This window comes from Kribbella sp. NBC_00382 (genome assembly GCF_036067295.1).
Lineage (GTDB): Bacteria > Actinomycetota > Actinomycetes > Propionibacteriales > Kribbellaceae > Kribbella.
In genome coordinates this window covers 768,539-790,375 of record NZ_CP107954.1, presented here as the reverse complement: position 1 = coordinate 790,375, position 21,837 = coordinate 768,539, and the positions used below count along the sequence as shown (strand labels likewise).

The 21,837-nt window shown below is 68.1% G+C and carries 19 protein-coding genes and 1 tRNA gene; 17 read left to right on the top strand and 3 right to left on the bottom strand.

Annotated features, from left to right (window positions below):
- Nucleotides 1-91: 91 nt before the first annotated feature.
- Complete coding sequence (locus OHA70_RS03940) at nucleotides 92-2,629, top strand: penicillin acylase family protein (RefSeq protein WP_328328602.1); 2,538 nt, start codon at nucleotides 92-94, stop codon at nucleotides 2,627-2,629.
- Here OHA70_RS03940 and OHA70_RS03935 read toward each other — a convergent pair.
- Nucleotides 2,626-3,183, bottom strand: coding sequence for a 5-formyltetrahydrofolate cyclo-ligase (locus OHA70_RS03935; protein ID WP_328328600.1), 558 nt, complete (start codon nucleotides 3,181-3,183; stop codon nucleotides 2,626-2,628). The two genes, OHA70_RS03940 and OHA70_RS03935, sit on opposite strands and share 4 nt — an antisense overlap.
- Before the next feature lie 70 nt (nucleotides 3,184-3,253).
- On the opposite strand from OHA70_RS03935, the gene OHA70_RS03930 reads away from it, so the two are divergent.
- The 16 genes from OHA70_RS03930 (at nucleotide 3,254) to OHA70_RS03855 (ending at nucleotide 19,614) form a co-directional block, all read left to right on the top strand.
- Nucleotides 3,254-4,642: a UTP--glucose-1-phosphate uridylyltransferase gene (locus OHA70_RS03930; protein ID WP_328328598.1), complete on the top strand. Its 1,389-nt coding sequence runs from the start codon at nucleotides 3,254-3,256 to the stop codon at nucleotides 4,640-4,642.
- Nucleotides 4,635-5,114, top strand: coding sequence for a GNAT family N-acetyltransferase (locus OHA70_RS03925; protein ID WP_328328597.1), 480 nt, complete (start codon nucleotides 4,635-4,637; stop codon nucleotides 5,112-5,114). The genes OHA70_RS03930 and OHA70_RS03925 overlap by 8 nt, the downstream gene beginning before the upstream one ends.
- Complete coding sequence (glp, locus tag OHA70_RS03920; RefSeq protein WP_328328594.1) at nucleotides 5,111-6,337, top strand: molybdotransferase-like divisome protein Glp; 1,227 nt, start codon at nucleotides 5,111-5,113, stop codon at nucleotides 6,335-6,337. Before OHA70_RS03925 ends, glp begins: the two co-directional genes overlap by 4 nt.
- A complete protein-coding gene (moaC, locus tag OHA70_RS03915; protein WP_328328592.1) occupies nucleotides 6,334-6,816 on the top strand; it encodes a cyclic pyranopterin monophosphate synthase MoaC in 483 nt (160 codons plus the stop codon). The genes glp and moaC overlap by 4 nt, the downstream gene beginning before the upstream one ends.
- Nucleotides 6,813-7,301 (top strand): MogA/MoaB family molybdenum cofactor biosynthesis protein, encoded by a 489-nt coding sequence (locus tag OHA70_RS03910; RefSeq protein WP_328328590.1) that lies wholly within the window; start codon nucleotides 6,813-6,815, stop codon nucleotides 7,299-7,301. Before moaC ends, OHA70_RS03910 begins: the two co-directional genes overlap by 4 nt.
- Entirely contained in the window at nucleotides 7,301-7,912 is a 612-nt protein-coding gene (locus tag OHA70_RS03905; protein WP_328328588.1) for a GNAT family N-acetyltransferase, read from the top strand. Before OHA70_RS03910 ends, OHA70_RS03905 begins: the two co-directional genes overlap by 1 nt.
- Before the next feature lie 98 nt (nucleotides 7,913-8,010).
- The gene (gene sepX / locus OHA70_RS03900; protein WP_328328586.1) at nucleotides 8,011-8,829 is read left to right on the top strand and encodes a divisome protein SepX/GlpR; all 819 of its coding nucleotides are present in this window, start codon (nucleotides 8,011-8,013) and stop codon (nucleotides 8,827-8,829) included.
- A gap of 91 nt (nucleotides 8,830-8,920) precedes the next feature.
- A tRNA-Ala gene (locus tag OHA70_RS03895) sits at nucleotides 8,921-8,996 on the top strand.
- 400 nt (nucleotides 8,997-9,396) lie between these two features.
- Nucleotides 9,397-10,398, top strand: coding sequence for a LuxR C-terminal-related transcriptional regulator (locus OHA70_RS03890; RefSeq protein ID WP_328328584.1), 1,002 nt, complete (start codon nucleotides 9,397-9,399; stop codon nucleotides 10,396-10,398).
- Nucleotides 10,399-10,593: 195 nt separating this feature from the next.
- The gene (locus tag OHA70_RS03885; protein ID WP_328328582.1) at nucleotides 10,594-12,111 is read left to right on the top strand and encodes an Hsp70 family protein; all 1,518 of its coding nucleotides are present in this window, start codon (nucleotides 10,594-10,596) and stop codon (nucleotides 12,109-12,111) included.
- Between the two features lie 4 nt (nucleotides 12,112-12,115).
- Complete coding sequence (locus OHA70_RS03880; RefSeq protein WP_328328580.1) at nucleotides 12,116-13,270, top strand: tetratricopeptide repeat protein; 1,155 nt, start codon at nucleotides 12,116-12,118, stop codon at nucleotides 13,268-13,270.
- Between the two features lie 5 nt (nucleotides 13,271-13,275).
- Nucleotides 13,276-13,794, top strand: coding sequence for a nucleotide exchange factor GrpE (locus tag OHA70_RS03875; protein ID WP_328328578.1), 519 nt, complete (start codon nucleotides 13,276-13,278; stop codon nucleotides 13,792-13,794).
- Nucleotides 13,795-14,019: 225 nt separating this feature from the next.
- Nucleotides 14,020-15,504, top strand: a complete 1,485-nt coding sequence (locus tag OHA70_RS03870; RefSeq protein WP_328328576.1) for a hypothetical protein — start codon at nucleotides 14,020-14,022, stop codon at nucleotides 15,502-15,504.
- Nucleotides 15,501-16,652: a CHAT domain-containing protein gene (locus OHA70_RS03865; RefSeq protein ID WP_328328574.1), complete on the top strand. Its 1,152-nt coding sequence runs from the start codon at nucleotides 15,501-15,503 to the stop codon at nucleotides 16,650-16,652. Before OHA70_RS03870 ends, OHA70_RS03865 begins: the two co-directional genes overlap by 4 nt.
- Nucleotides 16,645-18,594 carry a hypothetical protein gene (locus OHA70_RS03860; RefSeq protein WP_328328572.1) on the top strand — a complete coding sequence of 650 codons (1,950 nt, stop codon included), beginning with the start codon at nucleotides 16,645-16,647 and terminating at the stop codon, nucleotides 18,592-18,594. Before OHA70_RS03865 ends, OHA70_RS03860 begins: the two co-directional genes overlap by 8 nt.
- Nucleotides 18,595-18,708: 114 nt before the next feature.
- Entirely contained in the window at nucleotides 18,709-19,614 is a 906-nt protein-coding gene (locus OHA70_RS03855; RefSeq protein WP_328328570.1) for a hypothetical protein, read from the top strand.
- Here OHA70_RS03855 and OHA70_RS03850 read toward each other — a convergent pair.
- Nucleotides 19,593-20,540, bottom strand: coding sequence for a hypothetical protein (locus OHA70_RS03850; protein ID WP_328328568.1), 948 nt, complete (start codon nucleotides 20,538-20,540; stop codon nucleotides 19,593-19,595). The genes OHA70_RS03855 and OHA70_RS03850 overlap by 22 nt on opposite strands.
- A gap of 82 nt (nucleotides 20,541-20,622) precedes the next feature.
- Entirely contained in the window at nucleotides 20,623-21,825 is a 1,203-nt protein-coding gene (locus OHA70_RS03845; RefSeq protein ID WP_328328566.1) for an OmpA family protein, read from the bottom strand.
- Between the last annotated feature and the right edge of the window lie 12 nt (nucleotides 21,826-21,837).

The following is a 21,837-nucleotide window of genomic DNA, read 5'->3' as shown; positions in this document are numbered from 1 at the left end:
CGATCTGGAGACAGGCGCCGAAGCGTGAAGGTTGTCCACAGATGGGGGAGCGGCATTTGGGGTGCGGGGCCGGATTCTCTAAGTTTGGTCCGTGCGTCGCCTGCTGCGTGTCATCATCCTGTCCGGAATCGTGTTCGCCACCTTGCTCCTGGTGGTGGCCGGCACCGGCGTCTTCGTCGTCCGCCACTCCTTCCCCGGCTATGACGGGACGGTGGAGCTGACCGGACTCGACGCGGACGTGGAGGTGGTCCGCGACGCCAACGGCATCCCGCAGATCTACGCCGACAAGCCGGGTGATCTGTTCGCCGCCCAGGGGTACGTGCACGCTCAGGACCGCTTCTTCGAGATGGACTTCCGCCGCCACGTGACGTCGGGCCGGCTGGCCGAGCTGTTCGGCAAGGACGCGCTGGAGACGGACAAGTTCGTCCGCACGCTCGGCTGGCGCCGGGTCGCGGAGAAGGAACTCGCCCTGCTCACGCCGACCACCCGGCAGTACCTGGACGACTACGCCCGCGGTGTCAACGCGTACATGAGCACCCACGAGGGCTCCGCGCTGAGCCTCGAGTACGCCGTACTGTCGCTGAAGGGCACCGATTACCACCCGGAGCCGTGGACGGCAGCCGACTCGCTGGCCTGGCTGAAGGCGATGGCATGGGACCTCGGCGGCAACATGGACGACGAGATCACCCGGACCAAGCTCGCGGCGAGGTACCCGACCGCCAACATCGCCAGCCTCTACCCGGACTACCCGTACGAGCGCAACGAGCCGATCATCGCGACGGCCGGAGTGACGAAGGGCGGCACGTTCACCACCGAGTCGGCTCCGCCGCCCCAGCGCGGCATGCTGACCAAGGACCTGCTCAAGTCGCTCGACACCATCGACAAGGTGGCCAAGGGTCTGCCGGACCTGATCGGCCGCGGCGACGGCATCGGCTCGAACTCCTGGGTCGTCTCCGGTGAGCACACGACGACCGGCAAGCCGCTACTGGCCAACGACCCGCACCTCGGCGCGACGATGCCGGGCATCTGGACCCAGGTCGGCCTGCACTGCAACAACCTCGGCACCCAGTGTCCGTACGACGTGTCCGGGTTCAGCTTCTCCGGCCTGCCCGGCGTGGTGATCGGCCACAACAACGCGATCTCGTGGGGTTTCACCAACCTCGACCCCGACGTGACGGACCTGTACCTGGAGAAGTTCGCCGGACCGAACGCGGTCATGTACGACAACAAACGCACCGGGCTGGCCCGGCGCGAGGAGAAGTTCAAGGTCGCCGGTCAGGACAAGGAAGAGACGATCATCGTCCGGGAGTCCCGGCACGGGCCGATCATCTCCGACGTCGGCGACGACCAGCGCGAGACCGGTGAGCTCGCGGCGAAGAAACTGAAGAGCGCCGAGGCGTACGGCGTCGCGATCCAATGGACCGCGCTGACCCCGGGCCGGACCGCGGACGCGCTGTTCGCGATCAACCGGGCCCAGAACTGGACCCAGTTCCGCGCCGCCGCCTCGATCTTCGAGGTCCCGTCCCAGAACCTGGTGTACGCCGACCGCGAAGGCCACATCGGCTACCAGGCACCCGGCCGGGTCCCGATCCGCAATGCGGGCTACGGCGACTGGCCCGTACCGGGCTGGGACTCGCGGTACCACTGGAAGGGCTACATCCCGTTCGAGGCGATGCCGACCGAGGCCGACCCCGACGACGGTGTGATCGTGACGGCGAACCAGGCCGTCGTACCGAAGACTTACCCGTACCACCTGACCGACGACTGGGACTACGGCTACCGGTCGCAACAGATCCTCGAGCGGGTCCGTGCGGCCGGCAAGCTCGACGCGAACTCGATGGCCTCGATCCAGCTCGACACGAAGAACCGCAACGCCGAGCAACTGATGCCGTACCTGCTGCACGTCCAGATCAACGACGAGTTCGACCGGCAGGGCCAGGACACCCTGCGGACCTGGGACTTCACCCAGCCGGCCGACTCCGCGCCGGCGGCGTACTTCAACGTCGTCTGGCGCAATCTGCTCCAACTCACCTTCCACGACCAGCTGCCGGCGGGCACCTGGCCGGACGGTGGATCACGCTGGTTCGAGGTGATGCGCAACCTGGTCACCCAGCCGAACAGCACCTGGTGGGACAACCTCGACACCACCCAGCGGGAGAGCCGCGATGACATCCTGCGCGAGGCGCTGGTGAACGCCCGGGCCGAGATCACCACCAAGATGGCCCGCGAGCCCTCGAACTGGCAGTGGGGCCGGCTGCACAAGCTGACCCTGACCAACCAGACGCTGGGCAAGTCCGGCATCGGCGTGGTGGACAAGCTGTTCAACCGCGGCCCGTACGAGCTGGGCGGCGGCTCGTCGATCGTCGACGCGACCTCGTGGGACGCGGCGGAGGGCTACGCGGTGACCTCGACGCCGTCGATGCGGATGGTGGTCGACCTGTCCGACTTCGACAAGTCGCGCTGGATCAACCTGACCGGCGTCTCCGGGCACGCGTTCTCGTCGAACTACACCGACCAGACCGACCTGTGGGTGCGCGGCGAGACGCTGCCGTGGGCCTACACCCGCGGCGCGGTCGAGGCGACCCGCAAGCACACGTTGACCTTCACCAAGCCGGAGAAGGAGAACTAACCGAGCTGGACCAGCCGCGTCGGGGTGAGTGCTGCCTTGACGGGCTGGTCGTGCGGGTCGGCCGGGAGTTCGTCGAGGATCTCGGAGTCGTGAACCACGGCCCAGGTCGGCGTACCGGGGGAGACGCGCGCTAGAGCCCGGTCGTACGAACCGCCGCCACGCCCGAGCCGTACGCCGTGACGGTCGACCGCGAGCGCGGGGCAGATCACCAGTTCGGCGGCGTGGATCGCGTCGGCGCCGAGATCTACGCGCGGCTCGGACAGCCCCAGCCGCCCGGGGACCAGGTCGGCCGCGCCCGGGGCGATACCCCAGCCGAGGTCGTTGTCGGCGTACAGGACCGGCAGCAGGACCTCGCGGCCGGAGGCGAGCAGCCAGTCGATCAGCGGTCCGGTCTGCGGCTCGTTGCCCATCGAGACGTAGAGCGCGATGGTCCGCGCGGCCACCACCTCGACCTGCTCACGGGCGACCGCCAGCAGGCCAGGTCCGGACAAAGCAGCCGTTACCTGCCGGGCGGCCAACAGTTGCGAACGCAATGCCGCCTTAGAAGAGAACACAGCGTGATCCTAGAGACGCGTAGTGACGTAGTTAACGTCGCGGTGACGGTGCCTACCCTAGTGTTGGCTCATGAGTGAGGCAGGTCTTCAACAGGCACAGGAGAAGATGCGCGCGGCCGGAGCCGCCGACGTCGCGATCAAAGTCTTCTCGCACTACTACCGGTTGCTCGAGTCGGGCCAGCAGGGCACGATCCGCGAGGACGACATCGATCCGGTGGGCGAACTGCCGCATCTGGAGCACCTCGATCCCGATCAGGAGTCGCGCCGCGCCGCCCTCGCCGAGACGGTGGTGATCAAGCTCAACGGCGGTCTCGGTACGTCGATGGGCGTGACCGGACCCAAGTCGGCGCTGCCGGTGAAGGACGGGCTGAGCTTCCTCGACATCATCGCCCGGCAGATCCTGGCCACCCGCAAGGCGTACGACGTCCCGCTGCCGCTCGTCCTGATGAACTCCTTCCGCACGAAGAAGGAGTCGCTGGCGATCCTCGGCGAGTACTCCGACCTGCCGGTGGCCGGCATCCCGCTCGACTTCCAGCAGAACATGGAGCCCAAGCTCCTCGCCGACGACCTGACGCCGGCCGAGTGGCCCGACGACCCGGAGCTCGCCTGGTGCCCGCCCGGCCACGGCGACATCTACACCGCGCTGGTCGCGTCCGGCACGCTCGACGCGTTGCGGGAGAAGGGTTTCCGGCACGCGTTCATCTCCAACGCGGACAACCTCGGCGCCACCCCGGACGGCCGGATCGCCGCCTGGATGGCCGAGCACGACGTCCCGTTCGGGATGGAGGTCTGCCGCCGGACCAGGTCGGACCGCAAGGGCGGTCACGTCGCGGTCCGCAAGTCCGACGGCCGGCTGATCCTGCGCGACAGCGCCCAGGTGCACGCGGATGACGACAAGTACTTCCAGGACGTCGCCCGGCACAAGACGTTCAACACGAACAACCTGTGGATCGACCTCGACCGGCTCGCCGACCTGATGGCCGGTCACGACGGTGTGCTCGGGCTGCCGATCATCGTCAATCGCAAGACCGTCGACCCGGCCATCTCGTCCTCGCCGAAGGTGATCCAGCTGGAGACCGCGATGGGCACCGCGATCGAGACCTTCGAGGGCTCGCAGGCGGTGATCGTGGACCGCAGCCGGTTCAAGCCGGTCAAGACGACCAACGACCTGCTCGTACTGCGCTCCGACGTGTACCAGCTGAACGAAGCGGGCGACCTGACCACGCATCACGAGGGCGACGAGCCGTACGTCGACCTGGATCCGGAGTACTACAAGATCCTGGCCGACTTCGAGTCGCGGTTCGCGGGTGGACCGCCGTCGCTGGTCCGGGCCGACCGGCTCGAGGTGCGCGGTGATGTTGCCTTCGGCAAGGATGTGGTGGTGCTCGGCGAGGTTGAGATCGAGGCTCCTGCCGGTGAACGCCGGGAGATCCCCGACGGGACCGAGCTTCGTGGATGATGTCTGGATCCGGCCGTTGGAGCCGTACGACACGGACGAGGCCGCAGCGGTTTGGTGGCGGTCCCGGCATGCACAGGATTCGCAGTTGCCACCGGCGATCCACTCTGAAGAACAGGTGCGGGGCTGGTTCGCCGAGGTGCTGCTACCGGACGGACAGACCTGGGTAGCGATGGACGACGGGCGGATCGTCGCCGTACTGACGCTGGACGGCGACGACCTCGACCAGCTGTACGTCGACCCGGAGGTGGCCGGCCAGGGGGTCGGCTCGACATTGGTCGACCTGGCCAAGGACCTGCGGCCCGGTGGACTCGCGTTGTGGACGTTCCAGAGCAACACCCGGGCGCAGGAGTTCTACCGGCGGCACGGGTTCACGGAGGTACGGCGTACCGACGGCGCGGACAACGAAGAGCGCGTGCCGGACGTACGCATGGTCTGGGGGTCTCACCCCGAGCGACTAGAGTCCTCTGGGTGAGACGGAGTGTTGACGAGCATCTGGAAGCAGTACTCGGCAGGGTGAGGCCGCTGCCGCCGTTCGAGCAGCCGTTGATGGAGGCGCTCGGGCTGGTGCTTTGTGAGGACGTTGTCTCTCCAGTGAGTCTCCCTGGCTTCGACAACTCCGCCATGGACGGGTACGCCGTACAGGCGGCCGACCTGGCCGGCGCATCCGAGCAGAACCCGATTGCGCTGCCGGTGGTCGGTGAGATCGCCGCTGGGCGGACTCAGCCGATCGTGGTGACTCCGGGGACCTGCGTGCGGATCATGACGGGCGCACCGATGCCCCGTGGAGCCGACAGTGTCGTACCGGTCGAGTGGACCGACGGGGGAGCCGCGCGGGTCCACATCGCGCAGCAGCCGCCACTGGGTGCCTCGGTACGCCGGGCTGGTGAGGACCTCCAGGCGGGCGACAAGGTCATGGACCGCGACACGGTGCTGGGTCCGCGGCAGATCGCAGTACTGGCTGCCGTTGGACGCGCCCGGGTGACCGTACGGCCGCGCCCGCGGGTAGTAGTCGTCTCTACCGGCGCTGAGCTCCGTGAGCCGGGTACGAGGTTGGGCGACGGGCAGATCTACGACTCCAACAGCCATACGCTCGCTGCGGCGGCCAGGCAGGCCGGGGCGGTCGTCTATCGGGTAGGCATCGTCGACGACGACCCGAAGAAGATCATGGACACGCTGTCGGACCAACTGGTCCGCGCTGACCTGATGATCACCTCCGGTGGCGTCAGCAAGGGTGTGTACGACGTGGTCAAGGAGGTGCTGACCAAGCTCGGCACCATCGACTTCCCCGAGGTCGCCATGCAGCCGGGCAAGCCGCAGGGCTTCGGTGTGATGGGTGACGACGAGGTACCGATCTTCACGCTGCCGGGCAACCCGGTGTCGGCGTACGTGTCGTTCGAGGTGTTCGTGCGGCCCGCGCTGCGCAAGCTGATGGGGGCGATGCCGTACCGCCGCCAGACAGTGCAGGGCGTGGTGCTGGACGGGTTCTCGTCCCCGGCCGGGCGGCGGCAGTTCGTCCGGGCAGCGGCCACCTCCGGCGATCAGGGCTGGATGGCCAGTACAGTCGGCGGCCACGGCTCGCACCTGCTCGGTGGGTTGAGCCGGTCGAACGCGCTGATCGTGGTGCCCGAGGACGTCACGTCCGTGCGGGCCGGGGACCAGGCGGAGCTCTGGCTGCTGGACGAGGAGACCGGATGACGGAACCTGCCGGGGGGCTGACCCACGTGGACGCCACCGGTGCCGCCCGGATGGTCGACGTCTCGGAGAAGTCGGCCGGCGCGCGGCGAGCGGTTGCCTCCGGCAAGGTCTCAGTCTCGGCCGAGGTCGTCGCTGCGTTGCGCGGCGACGGTGTGCCGAAGGGGGACGCGCTGGCGGTCGCGCGGATCGCCGGGATCATGGGGGCCAAGCGGACGCCTGACCTGGTGCCGCTGTGCCACCCGATCGCCATCACCGGGGCCAAGGTCGAGCTGGAGGTGGCGGACGACGCAGTACTGATCGTTGCCACCGTCAAGACGACGGACCGCACCGGGGTGGAGATGGAGGCCCTGACGGCTGTCGCGGTCGCCGGCCTGACTGTGATCGACATGGTGAAGGCACTCGATCCGGCGGCTGTGCTCACCGACGTACGGGTGGAGCTGAAAGAAGGCGGCAAGACTGGGCACTGGGAGCGGCCGTGAGGGCTCTGGTCATCAGCATCTCCAACCGAGCTGCTGCTGGTGTCTACGAGGACACCACTGGGCCGCTGATCGCGGAACGGCTCGCTAGTTGGGGTTTCACCGTCGACGGCCCATACGTAGTCCCGGACGGTGCTCCTGTTGGCGAGGCGCTGGTGAAGGCGGTTGAAGCGACGTATGACGTCGTACTGACCACCGGTGGTACGGGTATCTCGCCTACTGACGAGACGCCTGAGCGCACGCGCGCAGTACTCGAGACAGAGATCCCTGGGATCGCTGAGGCCATCCGTGCTTACGGCATAGCGCAGGGCGTGCCCACTGCAGCGTTGTCCCGAGGCTTGGCCGGGTTAGCCGGCAACACGGTCATCGTGAACCTCCCCGGCTCGCGTGGTGGCGTCAAGGACGGGCTGATCGTGCTGGAGCCGCTACTGCGTCATGCGGTCGACCAGGTACGCGGCGGAGACCATGTACGGACGGACCAGGACTGATGGCGGTTGTGCATTGGCCCGTGGAACTCCAACACGGGCAGGTAGGGCTTAGACCCCTCAAGTCCACTGACGGACCCGAGTGGAGTGCTGCGCGCCAACGGAACATCAGCTGGCTCCGGCCATGGGATGCGACCCAACCGCCGGGTGCGGACGACGGTGCTCGCACCTTCCGGGCAATGGCCCGCGACTGGAACCGCCAGGCGCGGTACGGACGCATGCTGCCCTTCGTCATCACGTACACCGGTGCCGCTGGTCCTAGAGCCAAGAGGCCGCTGGTGGGACAGCTCACGGTCTCCGGGATCACCTACGGCTCGGCGCGTTGGGCGAACCTCGGCTACTGGGTAGACGAGCAGTACGCCGGCCGCGGGATCGTACCGGCGGCAGTAGCGCTCGCTGCCGACCACTGCTGGTTCACCCTCGGCCTGCACCGGTTAGAGGTCGCGATCCGCCCAGAGAACAAGGCAAGTCTGCGGGTAGTGGAGAAGCTCGGCTTCCGCTACGAAGGAGACCGGCCGCGCTTCCTGCACATCGACGGGGAGTGGCGCGACCATCGCATCTTCGCCCTGAACGCCGAGGAAGTCGGGCCCGGCCTGGTAGCACGTCTGCCCTGATCACGCTGCGTGCTTATTCACACCAGTCACACGAGTCTTCTTGCGACACACCGGCTCACGTACCGGACCTGACCCGTCCGGGGTCTTAGCGTCGTCGCATGGGGACGACAGGATTGATCTATGTGGCGATCGTCGCCGCGTGGGCTGCCTACCTCGTCCCGATGCTGCTGAAGCGGAATGACGAGGCGAGTGCACGCCGCTCGGCGGAGAAGTACTCGTCGTCGGAAGCACGCGTGCTGTCGCGGGCTACCGACGTACAGGCGCGGTCGCGGTATGTCGTACGACCGCCGGGCCAGTCGCCGGACGAAGTGAGTGAGGATCTGTCGCCGCCTGCGCGGCACGTTCCGAACCGAGCCCGCCGGGTGGCCGCTATGCGCCGCCGGCGGGTGCTGTCGATCCTGACCCTTTCGCTGTTGTCGGTCACCGCGCTGGCGAGCTTCCAGATGCTCGCGTGGTGGACGCTGTCGGTACCGGCGACGCTGATCGTAGGCTTCGTCGTACTGACGCGCGTACAGCTTCGCCGTCAGGCCCGGGAGCGGGCTGCCGTGGCTGCTGAGCGTCGTGCTCGCGCAGAGGCTCACCACGACCGCGGCCCGGCGACGGCGCCACCGCTGTCGCCTGACCAGGAGCTGACGATCGAGGTGAAGCTCCCGGTCACCCCGAAGCCAGTTGCTGCCGACACCAAGCCCGAGCCACGCACCGACGGCCTGTGGGACCCGGTCCCGGTGACGTTGCCGACGTACGTGATGAAGGAGAAGGCCCCCGACCGGACGGTCCGCACCATCAGCCTGTCCGGCCCCGAGGTCTTCTCCTCAGCCCGCACTGCGGACCCGGAGCCGGAGGCGGCTCCCGTAGTACCGGAGCCCGCTCCGGCACCTGTCGAGGAGCCCGAAATCCGCCGGGCGGTGGGCGACTGACGCTTCTCTGAGGCCGGGGCGATACCGGTTTCAGAGAGCGACCAGTTGCGTGTTAGAGTTTCGCGGTCGCAAGGGAACACAGCGACAACCTGGGGCTGTGGCGCAGTTGGTAGCGCGCCTCGTTCGCAACGAGGAGGCCAGGGGTTCGAATCCCCTCAGCTCCACCAGGGCGATGGGCGACCTGTGTTCACGAAAGTCCGTGAACCTGGTCGCCCTGGTCATTTGTGCGGCGCTTCGCGCCGCGGGCGGGGGGCTTCGCCACCCCGCACCCCCCTTGCGGTGGCTGGGTTTGGCGGTCGCAGCCCCCTTGCGGTGGCTGGGTTTGGCGGTTGGGTCGCCTTTGCGGTGGTTGGCTCGCCGCCGGCCGCTTGGCTGGGGTTGGGCTGGGGTGGTGTCTGCGCTGCTGAAGTGTCCGTCAGGGGTGGGTTAGGTCAGGCAACGATGTGGCATCGTTGCCGGGTTCTTCGCTGCTCTCTGTAACGGTACGTGGGGTCGTAGCGATGTGACGGAGGGGAGTGAGACCGCGCGGGCGGGTTCGACATGGCTGAATTCAACGGGGGAAATCGCATGCAGCCGCGAGTGCTGGATGTCGGCCCGCAAACGGCGGCGATTCTGTCCGAGGCACATCGCAAGATCGGTGTGTTGCCGGGTGGTGATCATTACCGCCGTTATGACCTGGTTCGCAATGTCATGGCGGGAATCACCAGTGTCGACGCTTTTTATGTCGGATTGTTTCAAGGGGCGACCAGAATTCGGTTGCCCTATTGTTACGACGGCGAGAAATATGACGTACCGGAGACGCACACGTTCGCACCGAACGGGCCGACCGCGTGGGTTTTCCGGGAGCAACGCACCTATCGCTACCGAATGGACGGCGGCAAGGTCGTCCGGGCCGGGCTCTCGTTCGGCGACCCGAGGAAACTGTCCGCCGACGTGGTCACGGTTCCGCTGTTCAGACTGCCGGAGGCGCGCCGGGAGATCTTCGGCGTGGTCTCGATGCACTCCTACCAGGCCAACGTGTACGGCGACGAGGAAGTAGCCGCCTTCGAGTGGCTGGCGGAGGTACTGTCCAGGGCGCTCAACCGGGACTGGGAGGACGACCGCGTCATCAGCCTCCTCCCCGGTGAGGCAGGCGGCTCCGTCGTGCCGTTGACCGCTGAGAGCGTCGTGGACTACGTGGTGACAAGGCTTGATCGGCTGCGGGGCCAGTTGCAGGCAGCCGCCGGACGGCTCGAGGACGGCCAGCTCGGTACTGCGGCCGCGGCCGGCGCGCTCGACGACCTCGGGCACGAGTGCGGGAGCTTCCAGACCGACCTCACCGAACTGCTGCTGCGCGTCGACGACGAGCCGACCCGGCGCTTCGGCACCCTGACCGAACGGGAGCAGGCCGTCGCCGTACTGCTGGCCGCGGGGCTCACCAATCCCGACATCGCCGAGCGGCTGTCCGTCTCCGCGGAGACGGTGAAATCCCACCTCGCCAGGATCCGGGAGAAATACGGTATGACCGAGCGATCCCAGCTCGCCGACGACATCTCGGCGCATTTGGGCAGGACCTCACCCAGGAATTGATATGAACTCCCCGGGCCGGGCCGTCACATTCAGGTGACGGCCCGGCCCGCCCGTGTGCCCGGATACCCGGTGATCACCCGGAAGGTGAGAATCTCCGTATTCGATTTCACCCGGTGGGGGATAGTGTCGTCACCGCAATTCGCGCAACTATCTTCCCGAGGAATTGGTGACGGGGGAGGGGCTGTTGTGGGGTTGATGATCGGAATAGATCTGGGGACGACGTATTCGGCCGTCGCGGTGGTGGACCGGTCCGGCCGGCCGGAGATCCTGCCGAACGCCGAGGGGCAGCGGATCACACCGTCCGTAGTTTTCTTCTCCGGTGACGCGGTGCTGGTCGGCGCGGTCGCCAAACGGTCGGCCGCGGTCGCGCCACTGGACACGGTGCAGTTCGTGAAACGGGCGATGGGCGATCCGGCCTGGCGGTTCGAGACCGTCTCCGGCCAGCAGTTCCGTCCGGAGGAGATCTCCGCCATCATCCTGCGGCGACTCAAAGAGGATGCCGAGGCGTACCTCGGCGAACCGGTGACCGACGCCGTGATCACCGTACCGGCGTACTTCGACGACGGTGCCCGGCGAGCGACCCAGGATGCGGGAGCGATCGCGGGCCTGACGGTCCACCGGGTCCTGAACGAACCCACCGCTGCCGCGCTCGCCTACGGCGCGAACCGGCCGACCGTCGGAACGGTGCTGGTCTACGACCTCGGCGGGGGGACCTTCGACGTCACGATCATGAGGATCGCCGACGGCGAGTTCGAGACGGTGGCGACCAGCGGCGACCGGAACCTCGGCGGCTTCGAGTGGGACAACGCCCTGATGCGCCTGATCAACGAACGGTTCCGGGCAGCCGGCGGACCGGATCTGCTCGACGACGACCGGACCGAGGCGGACCTGCGGGACCGGGCCGAATGGGCGAAGCACGCGCTGACGATGATGCCGGCCGCCCGGGTGGTGATCAGTGCCGGTGGCAGCACCCAGACGATCGAGATCACTCGCGCCGAGTTTGAGGACGTCACGTCGCACCTGGTCAGCCGGACCCGCGACATCGCCGAGATCCTGATCGAGGATGCCGGGCTGGTCTGGAGCGACATCGACCGGGTACTGCTGGCCGGCGGCTCCACCCGGATGCCGGCGGTCCGCGCGATGGTCGCGAAGATGTCGCGCCGGGTCGCGGAGTCGGCGGTCAACCCCGACGAGATCGTGGCGCTCGGGGCGGCGGTACAGGCACAGGTGCTGACGGCTGAGCACAGTGACGGCGCAGTCCCCCGGCCGCGGGTGAACGGCGTACCGATCACGATTCGCGACGTCACCTCGCAGGGCCTCGGGACACTGGCCCGGATCGAGGGCACGTCCCGGATGGAGAACGTCGTCATCGTCGCACCGAACACACCGATCCCGGCGTCGAACAGCGAGCTGTTCCAGACCGTGGTGGACAACCAGACCAGCTTGCTGGTCCAGGTCACCCAAGGCGATGACCGCGACGCCGCCTACGTGAAGGTGATCGGCGAGCGGGAGCTGTCGATCCCGCCGTACCCGGCCGGCGCGCTGGTCTCGGTCGCCTTCGCCTACGACTTCGACCAGACGGTCTCCATCGAGCTGACCGATCTGACCAGCCACCGGTCCCTGGGCACCTTCGAGGTGTCCGACGTGGCGAACATGACGCCGGCCGAAAGGGACCGGGCCACCCGCAAGATCCATGAACTGGAAGTGAGTTGAGACGATGAAGACGACGCACTTTGTGGACCTCTACCAGGTCCTGCAGGTGCCGGCGACCGCCATTGAGGAGGAGATCCGGTCCGCGGTCACCAAACAGCGACGGCAGTGGGTGAAGCGGCAGACCAGCGCCGACCCGGACCGACGGACGGAGGCGGAGGCGCGGGTCCGCGACATCGACCGCGCCGAACAGGTACTGCTGAATCAGCTGACCCGGCAGGGGTTCGACCGCGAGCGAGCCGGTCAGCGGCCGTCCGAGCAGGAAACACCCGGCGGCGAGATCACGGGCAGCTGGATCGACAAGGCCCGTGAGTACCTGCTCGCCGACAACCCCGGCGCCGCGAACTACGCGGCTAGAGAGGCGATCGGCAAGGAGGGCAATGACGCCGAGGCGTGGTTCCTGCGTGCGCACTCGTCCTTCCTGCTCGGGAACGGGCGGGATGCCGGCTACGAATTCGTCGAGGCGATCCGGCTTCGTCCGGACTCGGCGCTCTACCACTACGGGTTCGCCGAGGCCTTCGCGGCGCAGGAGAAGTGGAAGGAAGCGCTGGTCGAGTACGAGCACGCGCTGCGGCTCGACCCGGGAAACCCGGAGTACCGGACGTCGATCGCGGTCGCCTACCTGCAGGACGACATGGCCGGCCGGGCGGTCGAGATCATGGAGTCCTTGGTTTCGGAGTTTCCCGGCACCGAGGTGTACAAGTACTACCTCGGCCTTGCGCTGCACGACAACGCGCTGGACTCCCTCGGCCAGATCAAGCCCTTCGTCTACAACGGCCGGATGGTCGACGCCGGTGGATACGCGGTGGTGTCGGAGGCCCAGGTCCGTTGGGTCGAAGCGCAGGGCGGCCGGATCCGGGCGCTGAAGAGCAAGGACCCCGAGATCCGCAGGCTGGGCGAGCGGCTGATCGAGATGGCCGTCGAAAGCCGCATCGTGCGCTGGAACCTGGACGGCAGCGGACCCTGGATCGGGGCCTTCATCCTGCTCGGTGTGATCCCGTTCTTCGCCGGATTCAGCGGAAGCGCGGGTGCCGTGTTCTTCGGCCTGGTCGCCGGTGGCCTGATCGCGGCGATCTTCACGAACAGCCGTCGGCTGCCCGTGTGGAAGCAGAAGCTGAAGTCGCTGACCGAGAGCGGGCGCCTGCTCCGGCCCGGGATCTGACGCGGATGGAGACCAGCACGAGCATCGAGAGCCTGACCGAGGAGCTGGCGGCGCTGCGGGACCTGTTCCACCGGCGTCTGCTGAACGACAAGGCCCAGCAACAGGTTGTCGACGAACTCTCCAAGCGCCTCGACAACGCAGACCGCCGGGCGGCCGCGGCGATGCAGGCACCTGTACTACGCCAGCTGGTGCTGGTGCTGGACCGCATCGACGCCGAGGCGCCGATTGCCTCGGTGCGCGACGAGCTGACCGAGATCCTGACCCGGTGCGGGGTGCTCCCCGTCGGTCCGACGGCCGGCCTCCCGTTCGACCCACGGTTCCATCACGCGGTCGCCCGGACCGAGGTCACCGACCCGGCCGGCGACGGCGTGGTCGCGACGGAGCTGAGGCCCGGCTACGTCCTCGACGGGACGGTACTGCGCCCCGCCGAGGTCACCGTCGGTCAGTTGCCGTCGACAACAAGCTGCCCGCGGGAGACCGCGGGTGTGGGGGAAGAAGACACAACCGGAGGGGGAACAAGCTGATGTGTTGGGTGCCGTTCGGCATGACACCGGCGACCGTTTGAGGCAGTAGCAGGGGGGATTGGAACGAGCGCGGCGTCATCCGGTCAGTCCGGATGGCGCCGCGCTCGTTCGCGCTCAGGCCGGTGCTGCGGCGTCTGTCCGTCGGTAAGTCGTGAGGACCAGGATCGGTTCGCATCGACGGACTGAAGGAACTGGTCGCGCTGTACCCGGGCGGCGGAGGACGCATTGAGCATCGAACCTGAGCTGGACTGCGGCGTCGAGGTACGCGCCGAACCGGATGGAGCCGTCGTCGTCGGCCCGCCGCAGGTCGGCGCCGCGGGGCTGGTCATCATCGCTCTGAGTGGAGGCCTGCTGACTGTCGATCCGATGGCTCCGCATGGTCCATGGCAGCTCCGGGTCAGCGACCCGTCCCAGGTGACCGTCGTCGAGGCGGTCTACGGTGCGGAGGTCGCGGCAGCGGTGAAGGCGGCGGACAGCATGTCGATCCGCCTTCCGCTCGTGGCCTCGCCGGTTCGCGATGCCTTGGTGAGTCTCGCCGTACTGCGCTGGCTTGGCACCCGGTGCCCGATTGCGCTGGACCGTCCCTTGCTGATTGTCGAGGAGAACGTCCTGGCCGCGCGCCTCGGCGACCTTCTCGACGAGAATCACACCCGTACCGACGCGCTGCTCGACTGGGCGCCTGCCGTTCTTGACTGGGCGCGGCTGTGCCACCGCACCGGGGCGGAGTTCCGCCGTACCGACGCCGTACCGGCCCTCATCGAGGCGGCCCTTCGGGAGATCGAAGCGCGACTGACGGACCCTGAGGCGTTGGCGGAGGTTCGCCACGAAGCCGACCTGCTCCAAGGAAGGACAACCTTTGAAGTACCCGCCACGGACTCCGGCGGCGCCTGGGCGGTGATCGATGAGCTCAGCCCGCAGGGTGCACCGGTGATGGGCAACGACGACTCGCTGATGCGTCGCGGCTGGGGGCCCGTCGACTGGGATCGAACCTCGCCGACCGCGACCTCGCGGACCGAGGATGCCGTGTCCTGGCGGATCATGGCGCGGGCCGGAGGAGATCTGATGACCGTTGTGGTCAAAGCGTTTCCGCCGGCGCCACACGCGGACGTCCTGGTCCTACCGGACGCGTTGCGGCCCGGGCCGTCCGACTTGCAGGCGACACTGCATTCGTCGGACTGGCCGCTACCGCTGGCAGTCGTCGAGCTGACCTCACGTCCGGAGAACGGGGCCTTGATGGGGTCGCTCCGGCTGGAGCCGGCCGTCGCGGACAGGATCCGGAACTCCGAGGGTTCGGTGTTGTCCGTTGAGGTCGAGGCCCGTGGGGTCCCGCACTTTCCACGCTGGGGCGCCGACGCCAGGCGCGCCGCCGCCGTCCGGTGGGCTACCCGAGGTCTGTGCTGCCTCCGTCTGGCACCGGTCGCCCCGCCCGCTGCCCGCAGTGCCCTCGCCATGACCGGTGCGGAGGCCCTCGCCTTCGCCGCGCGCCGCTACACCGAGCTTCCGGACGGGGCCAGCGCCGCCGCGCAGTGCATGGCGTTGATCCCTGCGTCTGCCGAAGACCGGCAGTACTGGACTCCCGACGACTTCGAGGTGGGACCAGACCCTTCAGCGGTGGGTGGTGATCCGGTCGGCGGCGCCGCTCGGGCCACAGCAGCCGAGATCTGGTACGCCGCTGCGGCACCGCTCTCCGTCCACCCGGCAGCGTCATGACGCTCATCGCCGGCCGGCAGGCGGTCTGGCGCCTCACCCTCGAACCGATGGGCGCACATGTCGCGTGGTCCCTGCTGCACGCCGGCGACACGAGTCCGGCGTCCGCGATCGCCGGGGGTGTGATCAGGGACAGCCGCGACGCCGTGACGTCGAGCCTGGCCATCGCTCCGCGGCGATCGGCCGACGGGCAGATCGACCTGTCCAGGAACAGCCTGGCCGATCCGATCCTCGAGCGAGCGACGGCCAGGCTGCTCGGCGCCAGGTTGCTGCCACCCGTCCTGCTGGAAGGTCTGCGTGAGAACCGCAGGCATACGGTGCAGATCGCGGCGCGGGGCTGGCTGGCCAATGTGCCATGGGAGGCGGTGTCGATCGACGACCGGGCAAATCTCCGGTTGATCGAGCGAGCCGTCCTGGTCAGCGCGATGTCACCCGGAATCGAGGCCACGCGGGCCAGATCGGCGATCCCGGTCGACCCGACCGCTCCGGGACTCGTGATCGTGGACGCCGGGCCGGCGGAGGACGGTATCACCGGCGAGTCCGCCATCTACCCGGGCAGGCTGCCGGCCGAGCTGATCGGCTCCGGCGGACTGGCCGCCGGGGATACTGTTGCCCCAGGCAAACATGTGATGAGTGCCGCGGAGGCTGCCCGGACCCTGGCAGGGGGTACTTGGTCGAGGTTGCTGTATCTCGGCCAGCTGACCGTGGGCAGTCCGGAACGACCGGAGGCGGCCGCACTCGTGTTCCAGCGGCACGGGATCCGCGATCCGCTGACGGCTGGAATGTGGCTGGCGGATCCTGCGCGCTGGCCCGCGCCCGCCCGGGTCGCGCTGATCGGCTGTGGCAGCGACGATGCCCGGTTCACCGAGGCCGGTGGACTCCCGGTGGCAGCGATCAACGCCGGCGCGCAACTGGTGACGTGGACCCGCTGGACGTTGCCGGCTGATCGATTGCACTCCTCCGGACTACCGACGACAGAGCTGGCGCTTGCGGTACATCATGCTCATCGATCGGAGAGCCCGATCCGGGCGCTGCGGGACTGGCAACTCGAAAAACTCGAAGCCTGGAAGGCGGATCCGGTCCAGGAGACTTCTCCTCTGTACTGGGCCGCGCTGACCAGCTATCTAGCCCCAGGCGGTGGCCGTGGATGACATCGGGCCAACTGAATCAGTGATCTTCACGGCCCTGCAGGAATTGCTGGCACGCTTCGAGGCAGATCTGATCGCCGGCGAGGACGTCGTACCGCTCGTGCGCGAGATGGTGCTCGTGGCCGGTCGATCGACCGACCCGGGCCGGTGGTCCGACGCGCTCACGGAGGAACTTCGTGGCTACCTGAGCGACCTGTGGCCCGAGGGTGACGAGGAGCCGCCACCGATGCTGGCGCCCTGTCTCGACGCCGTCTGCGAGTTCGTGCTGCTCGTGCCCTGCCCTGAGCTCGCCTGGCTCCTGCTCGTCCGGCTCGACCCCGAGACTGGGCCTGAGCCGGTGATCGCGGATATGTCCGCGCTGCTGGCGATGGGGGACACCGTCGAAACCGAGACGCGGGCCGAGGCGTTGATGGTCAGGGCAGACGCCGAGCGCGAGCGCGGGACCGTGCAGAGCAGCGTCGCGGACTGGGTCGAGGCCTACGGCTTGTCCGAAGACCCGAAGCTACGGATCGCCTGTGCCACAGAATTGGCGGTCGCGCTGGCCGACCGCGAGGAGCTGGTCGATGCCGCGGAGTGGGCCTGGCGGGCCGGCCTGCTGGTCGAGGAGACCGAGCCGGACGAAGACCAGGACTTCTGGAACGACGTCATCGCGGCGCAAGCGGTGGCAATCGATCACCTGCACGCCGCCAACGGGCCGATCGAGCAGATCCGGGCGCTGATCGACAGGATCCTGGCCAGGCCGCACTGGTGGCCCGAGGGGACCGGCGGTACGGACCTGAGCGTCCTCGCCGCCAGCGCGGCCGTACAGGACAACGATATCGCCGGGGCACTCGATCACCTCGCCAAGGCGCGGCTCTACTGGGACGAGGCCGACGAGTCGGTACGGGCCGACTGGCAACTGACCCGTGGTGAGACCGGAGTGATTGCCGGCGACCCGATCGCCGTCGAACGGGCAGTGCGGAGTGCGGAGCCGTGGATCAGGCAAGCGGGCAGCGACGAGCAGCGAGGCCGATTCGAAGTACTCGTCCGGTGTGCGACCGGTGCGGCTGGTTCGTCGGAGCCCGGTACTGCGGACGATGTAGTGAAAGTTCTCAACGACCTGGTACTCCGGATCCGTTCCGGGGTCGTTCAGGCCAGTGAGCTCGAGTTGATCGACCGGACCGTGGCGGAGTGCGAACCGGCCGTCCATGGGCCCCTCATCGTCTCGCTGTACGCCATCAAGGCGATGGTGCTGGCCACCCTCAAGCGAGTGCCGGAAGCTCGGCAGGCAACGGAACAGGGGCGTACGGCGTACCAGTGGCTCCAGGAGGCCAAGCCAGGCGGCTATCCCCAGCAGATCTGGTTGATCCTGGAGATGGCCGACGTGATGATCGAGTTGGCCGACGGGCGGCCGGACGAAGCGGCCCGGATGCTGGATGCGAGCTGGCGGAAGAGCCAGGCAGCCGGCTCGCTGGCGTTCACCTCCGTGGGAGCCTCCGCGGCGGCTTACCTTCACCTCAAGGTGCTTCGGCAACCGCAGGAGGCGTTCGAGGCAGCAGTTGTCGCGTTGACCGCGGCTCAGGAATTGGAGTGTGCCAAGGCCGACAGCAGCGACCGGCTGGCGTTCGCCGGCCTGCACGGGGATGTGCGCGACTGGGCGATTGAGGCCGCTGAGGAGTTGCGGGATGCGCGGCTGATGGCGGAACTCCTCGAAGTGCTGCGGGCGCAGGCCGTCCCGTACGTCTCCGCGAACGGTCAGACGGCTGGACCACTCGGCTCGCTGCTCGGCGCTGTACTGACCGTTGTCGAGCCGCAAGCCGAACCGGCCACACCCGGGGTGGAGCTGCCGCCACCGCCGTACATCGTCATGCCCTGGGGATCGATCGCCCTCGCGCGCTGGCTGAGCTATCCACCCGACGTCGAGAGAGATTCGGGCCGGGTCGGGCTGGATCCGGTCTGGACCTGACAGATAGTTGACAGTTCGATCGATCTACTCGGTCCTGCGGGGTCCTCGCCACAACCATGGAACACCAACCGCTCGGAGGGGGGCGGCGATGGTTCGCATCAGGGGGTTGAGGGGATGTCAGCAGTTGTTGATGATCGACTGGCCGAGCTGGTTTGGCACGGGACCGCCAAGCTCCGGCGGCGAGCGCATGTGGCAGTGGGGCACGCGCACTGCCCGACCCGTGGAGTTCCGTACGCGGAGAACGAGGGCAGGGTGCACCAACTCTGCCGCGACGATGGTTGCCTGGGCATCATGCACGACGTCTACGTGCGGGCGATCCAGCGGTTGGGGGACCGCCGGGAATCGATGTCACCGGTCAAGGACCGGCTGGGATACGCCCGTACGATCGTGTCGTCACAGGTGGCCGACTACGAACGCGACGGCCGGGTACGCCGGGGTCTGCCGGCCAAGCCGACCCGCAACGACGGCATCGCGGCCCGGATCAACGTCGCGCTGGACGCCAAGGGCGTGGACGAGCACCAGCGGCACTGGTTCCGGATGCTGTTCCGGATGATGCGCGGCTACGCCTGTCGCGACGACCGGCGCAGCGCGGTCTGGCCGGTCGATGCCTGGGCCGGTGAGAAGAGCGGGGTCGACGGCGGACTCCGGGTGATCGGCGCGACCGCCACCCGGGCCGAGCTGTCGGCCGATATCGGCCTGGTACTGGCTACCGCCGAGCAGGTCGCCGGGCGCCGCTGGGTCGACGACGCGATCCGTCATCCGCTGCTCACCTTCGTCGGTCCGATGCCTGAGGACAGCCAGCGTGAGCTGGTCGCCGCGGAGGTCGACCCGCTCGACGTGATCGCGGTCGCCGCGTTGCGGAGCAGGTTCTGGTCGCTGCTACGGGCGGGTGTGTCGGCCCAGGAGGCGCTGGACCGGTCAGCCGACGAAGTGCTGGGCCATCGGGCCGAGTGCGACGTGGGCGACGTACTGGACGATCTGCTGGCGCCGTCGAGCGATCAGGACCAGCCGATTCCGTAGGCCAGGCCCTGGCGCACGATGGGCCAGTCGGCGGCGACCGACCGTCCGGTGCCGAGGTCGAGCATCCGGTCGGTCGGCACGCCGTCCTCGATCGACAGTGGTGGCACACCGTCGTAGCTCCAGACCGCGCCGACGTCGGTGTCGGGGTCGAACGTGACGCTGGCGTGGAAGGAGCGGGTACGCCGTACTGCCACCAGCGCGTTGTAGGGCCGGACGAAGGACCGGGACGGCATCGTGACGGCGATGCCGACCCGATGCGTCTCCATCGCCTTGAAGGCGTGCGGCAGATGGATCGTCAGTTGCCAGCAGCTGACGGAGAACCGGTTCACCTCGACCAGTTCGGCCCCTTCGATCGCCTCGACCGTGAGGTCCTCGCCGGCCGGTGTGCCGGCGCTGTGCGGCACGCTGAACGACTCGCACAGGTACCGGACGTTGTCGTGGGTGAACTTGATGTCGCGGACGCCGGTGAAGCGAGGACGCCGGCCGATCACGGCATGCGACTCGAGCCGGTCGACGTACCAGCCCTTGGTGGCAAAGGGATTGCGGTCGTCGTTGATCAGCGCCCGGCGCTCGAGCACCTGGGCGACGGCCCGGTCCGCCTCGGTCAGCCGACGGCTCATCGTCCGGTTGCCCCGGTCCATCGACCGGCCGAGCCGTTCGAGCCGCTCGGTCAGCAGCGGTGCGGTGTCGTCGACTCCGAGACCGGCCCGGAACACCCTGGCCAGATCGAGGGGGAGGACCTCCGCGGCCGAGACCAGCGTCGCCCGGATCAGGCTGCGGCTCTCGGCTTCGTCGGGCTCGTTGTCGCCGTAGATCAGCTCCCGCAGGGTGGGGCCGAGGCGCTCGCCGACGGCGGGCGCGTGGATTCCCCGGCCTCTGTGCAGATCGTCCAGTTCACTGGTCAGCAGGTCGACTCTGGAACTCACAAACTCTCACCTCGGTCCGGTGTAGCGGATAACAATGGGGGACCTACCCGCACCGTATCGCTCCTGGCGGCCCGGCGCCTGTTCAGTGCGTCGGCGGTGCCGGCGCCACGGTGACGCGGACGGTCCGGTTGCGGATCGCGAGTTCGGGAATCAGCTCACCGGCTCGCGAACGGTCGTTGACGTAGGCGGGGAAGTGCCTGCCGACCCCAACGGCGACGATGGAGGCCGGTGAGACGTCGAGTACGTCGGCGAGCAGACTCCGGAACGACTCCGCCCGGTCGGTCGACACGAGTTTGCGGCCGGCCTCGGTTCCCCACGAACTCGTCGTACCGGTGACCGTCAACCTGCCAGGGCAGTTCTTGAACGCCTCCGCGACTCGCTCGGCGGCCGCTCGGGCCTGTGCGGGCGCGAGGAACTCGGCGGTGTCCGGCTTGAACTGCACCACGGTCTCGGGGATCACCTGTTCCTTGCAGGGCTGTGGTTTCGGCTCCGTGGGTTCGGCTCGCTTGACCGGAACCGGGGAGACCTCGAACTGCGACGTCGACGGCTCGGCCGCGAGAACTGCCGGAGCGAAGGCGACTGTCGTGCGCGTGTCTCCGGACCGGATCAGGATCGTCCGCCAGAGGTCCTCCAGTTGCTTCTTCCGCCCCTCGTCCAGCGCTTCCTGCGGCGGCGTCGTCGCGCCGAGACCGAGAACGACGACGCGGATGCCTTTCAGATCAGGCAGATTGGTGGGCTTGTGGCTGTTCAGCCGTTCCCAGATGTCCTCGGTCGTCCAGTCGAAGCCGAGCCGCTGGAACGGCAGATCGCCTGCGGTCGGCAGCAGCGGGTCGGCGATGATCAGGATCTTCTGGGCGGCGGCGCTGCCCTTCAGTTGCCGGGCCGCGGCCGCGATCGCACCGAGCGGATCACTCTCGGGCGCCTCGGCGGTCGCGCCGCCGATCTTCGCGACCAGGTCCAGCTTGGTCTTGGAGATCGCATTGCGCTTGTCGGAGTCCGACTTGGCCGTGGTGATCTTCCATTCACCGATGGGCAGGCCGTCGACGGTACCGTCCACGCCGGTGGCGGTCAGGTGGTCCCCGTTCGTCAACTCCGGCAGGACCTTCAGCAGCTGCTGGCCGGAGATCTTCGGCGCGTTGCGGTGGACACTCACCACCACCGCGACGTCGGACTTCATCGCCGGCTCCGCTCCGGCTTGGGTGCCACAGGCAACGATCGGTGAGGCGACGGCCAGTACGACGGCTGCCGTCAGCAGCCGTTGCGGGCCGGCGGATCTTGTGGTCATACGGGTAGTCCC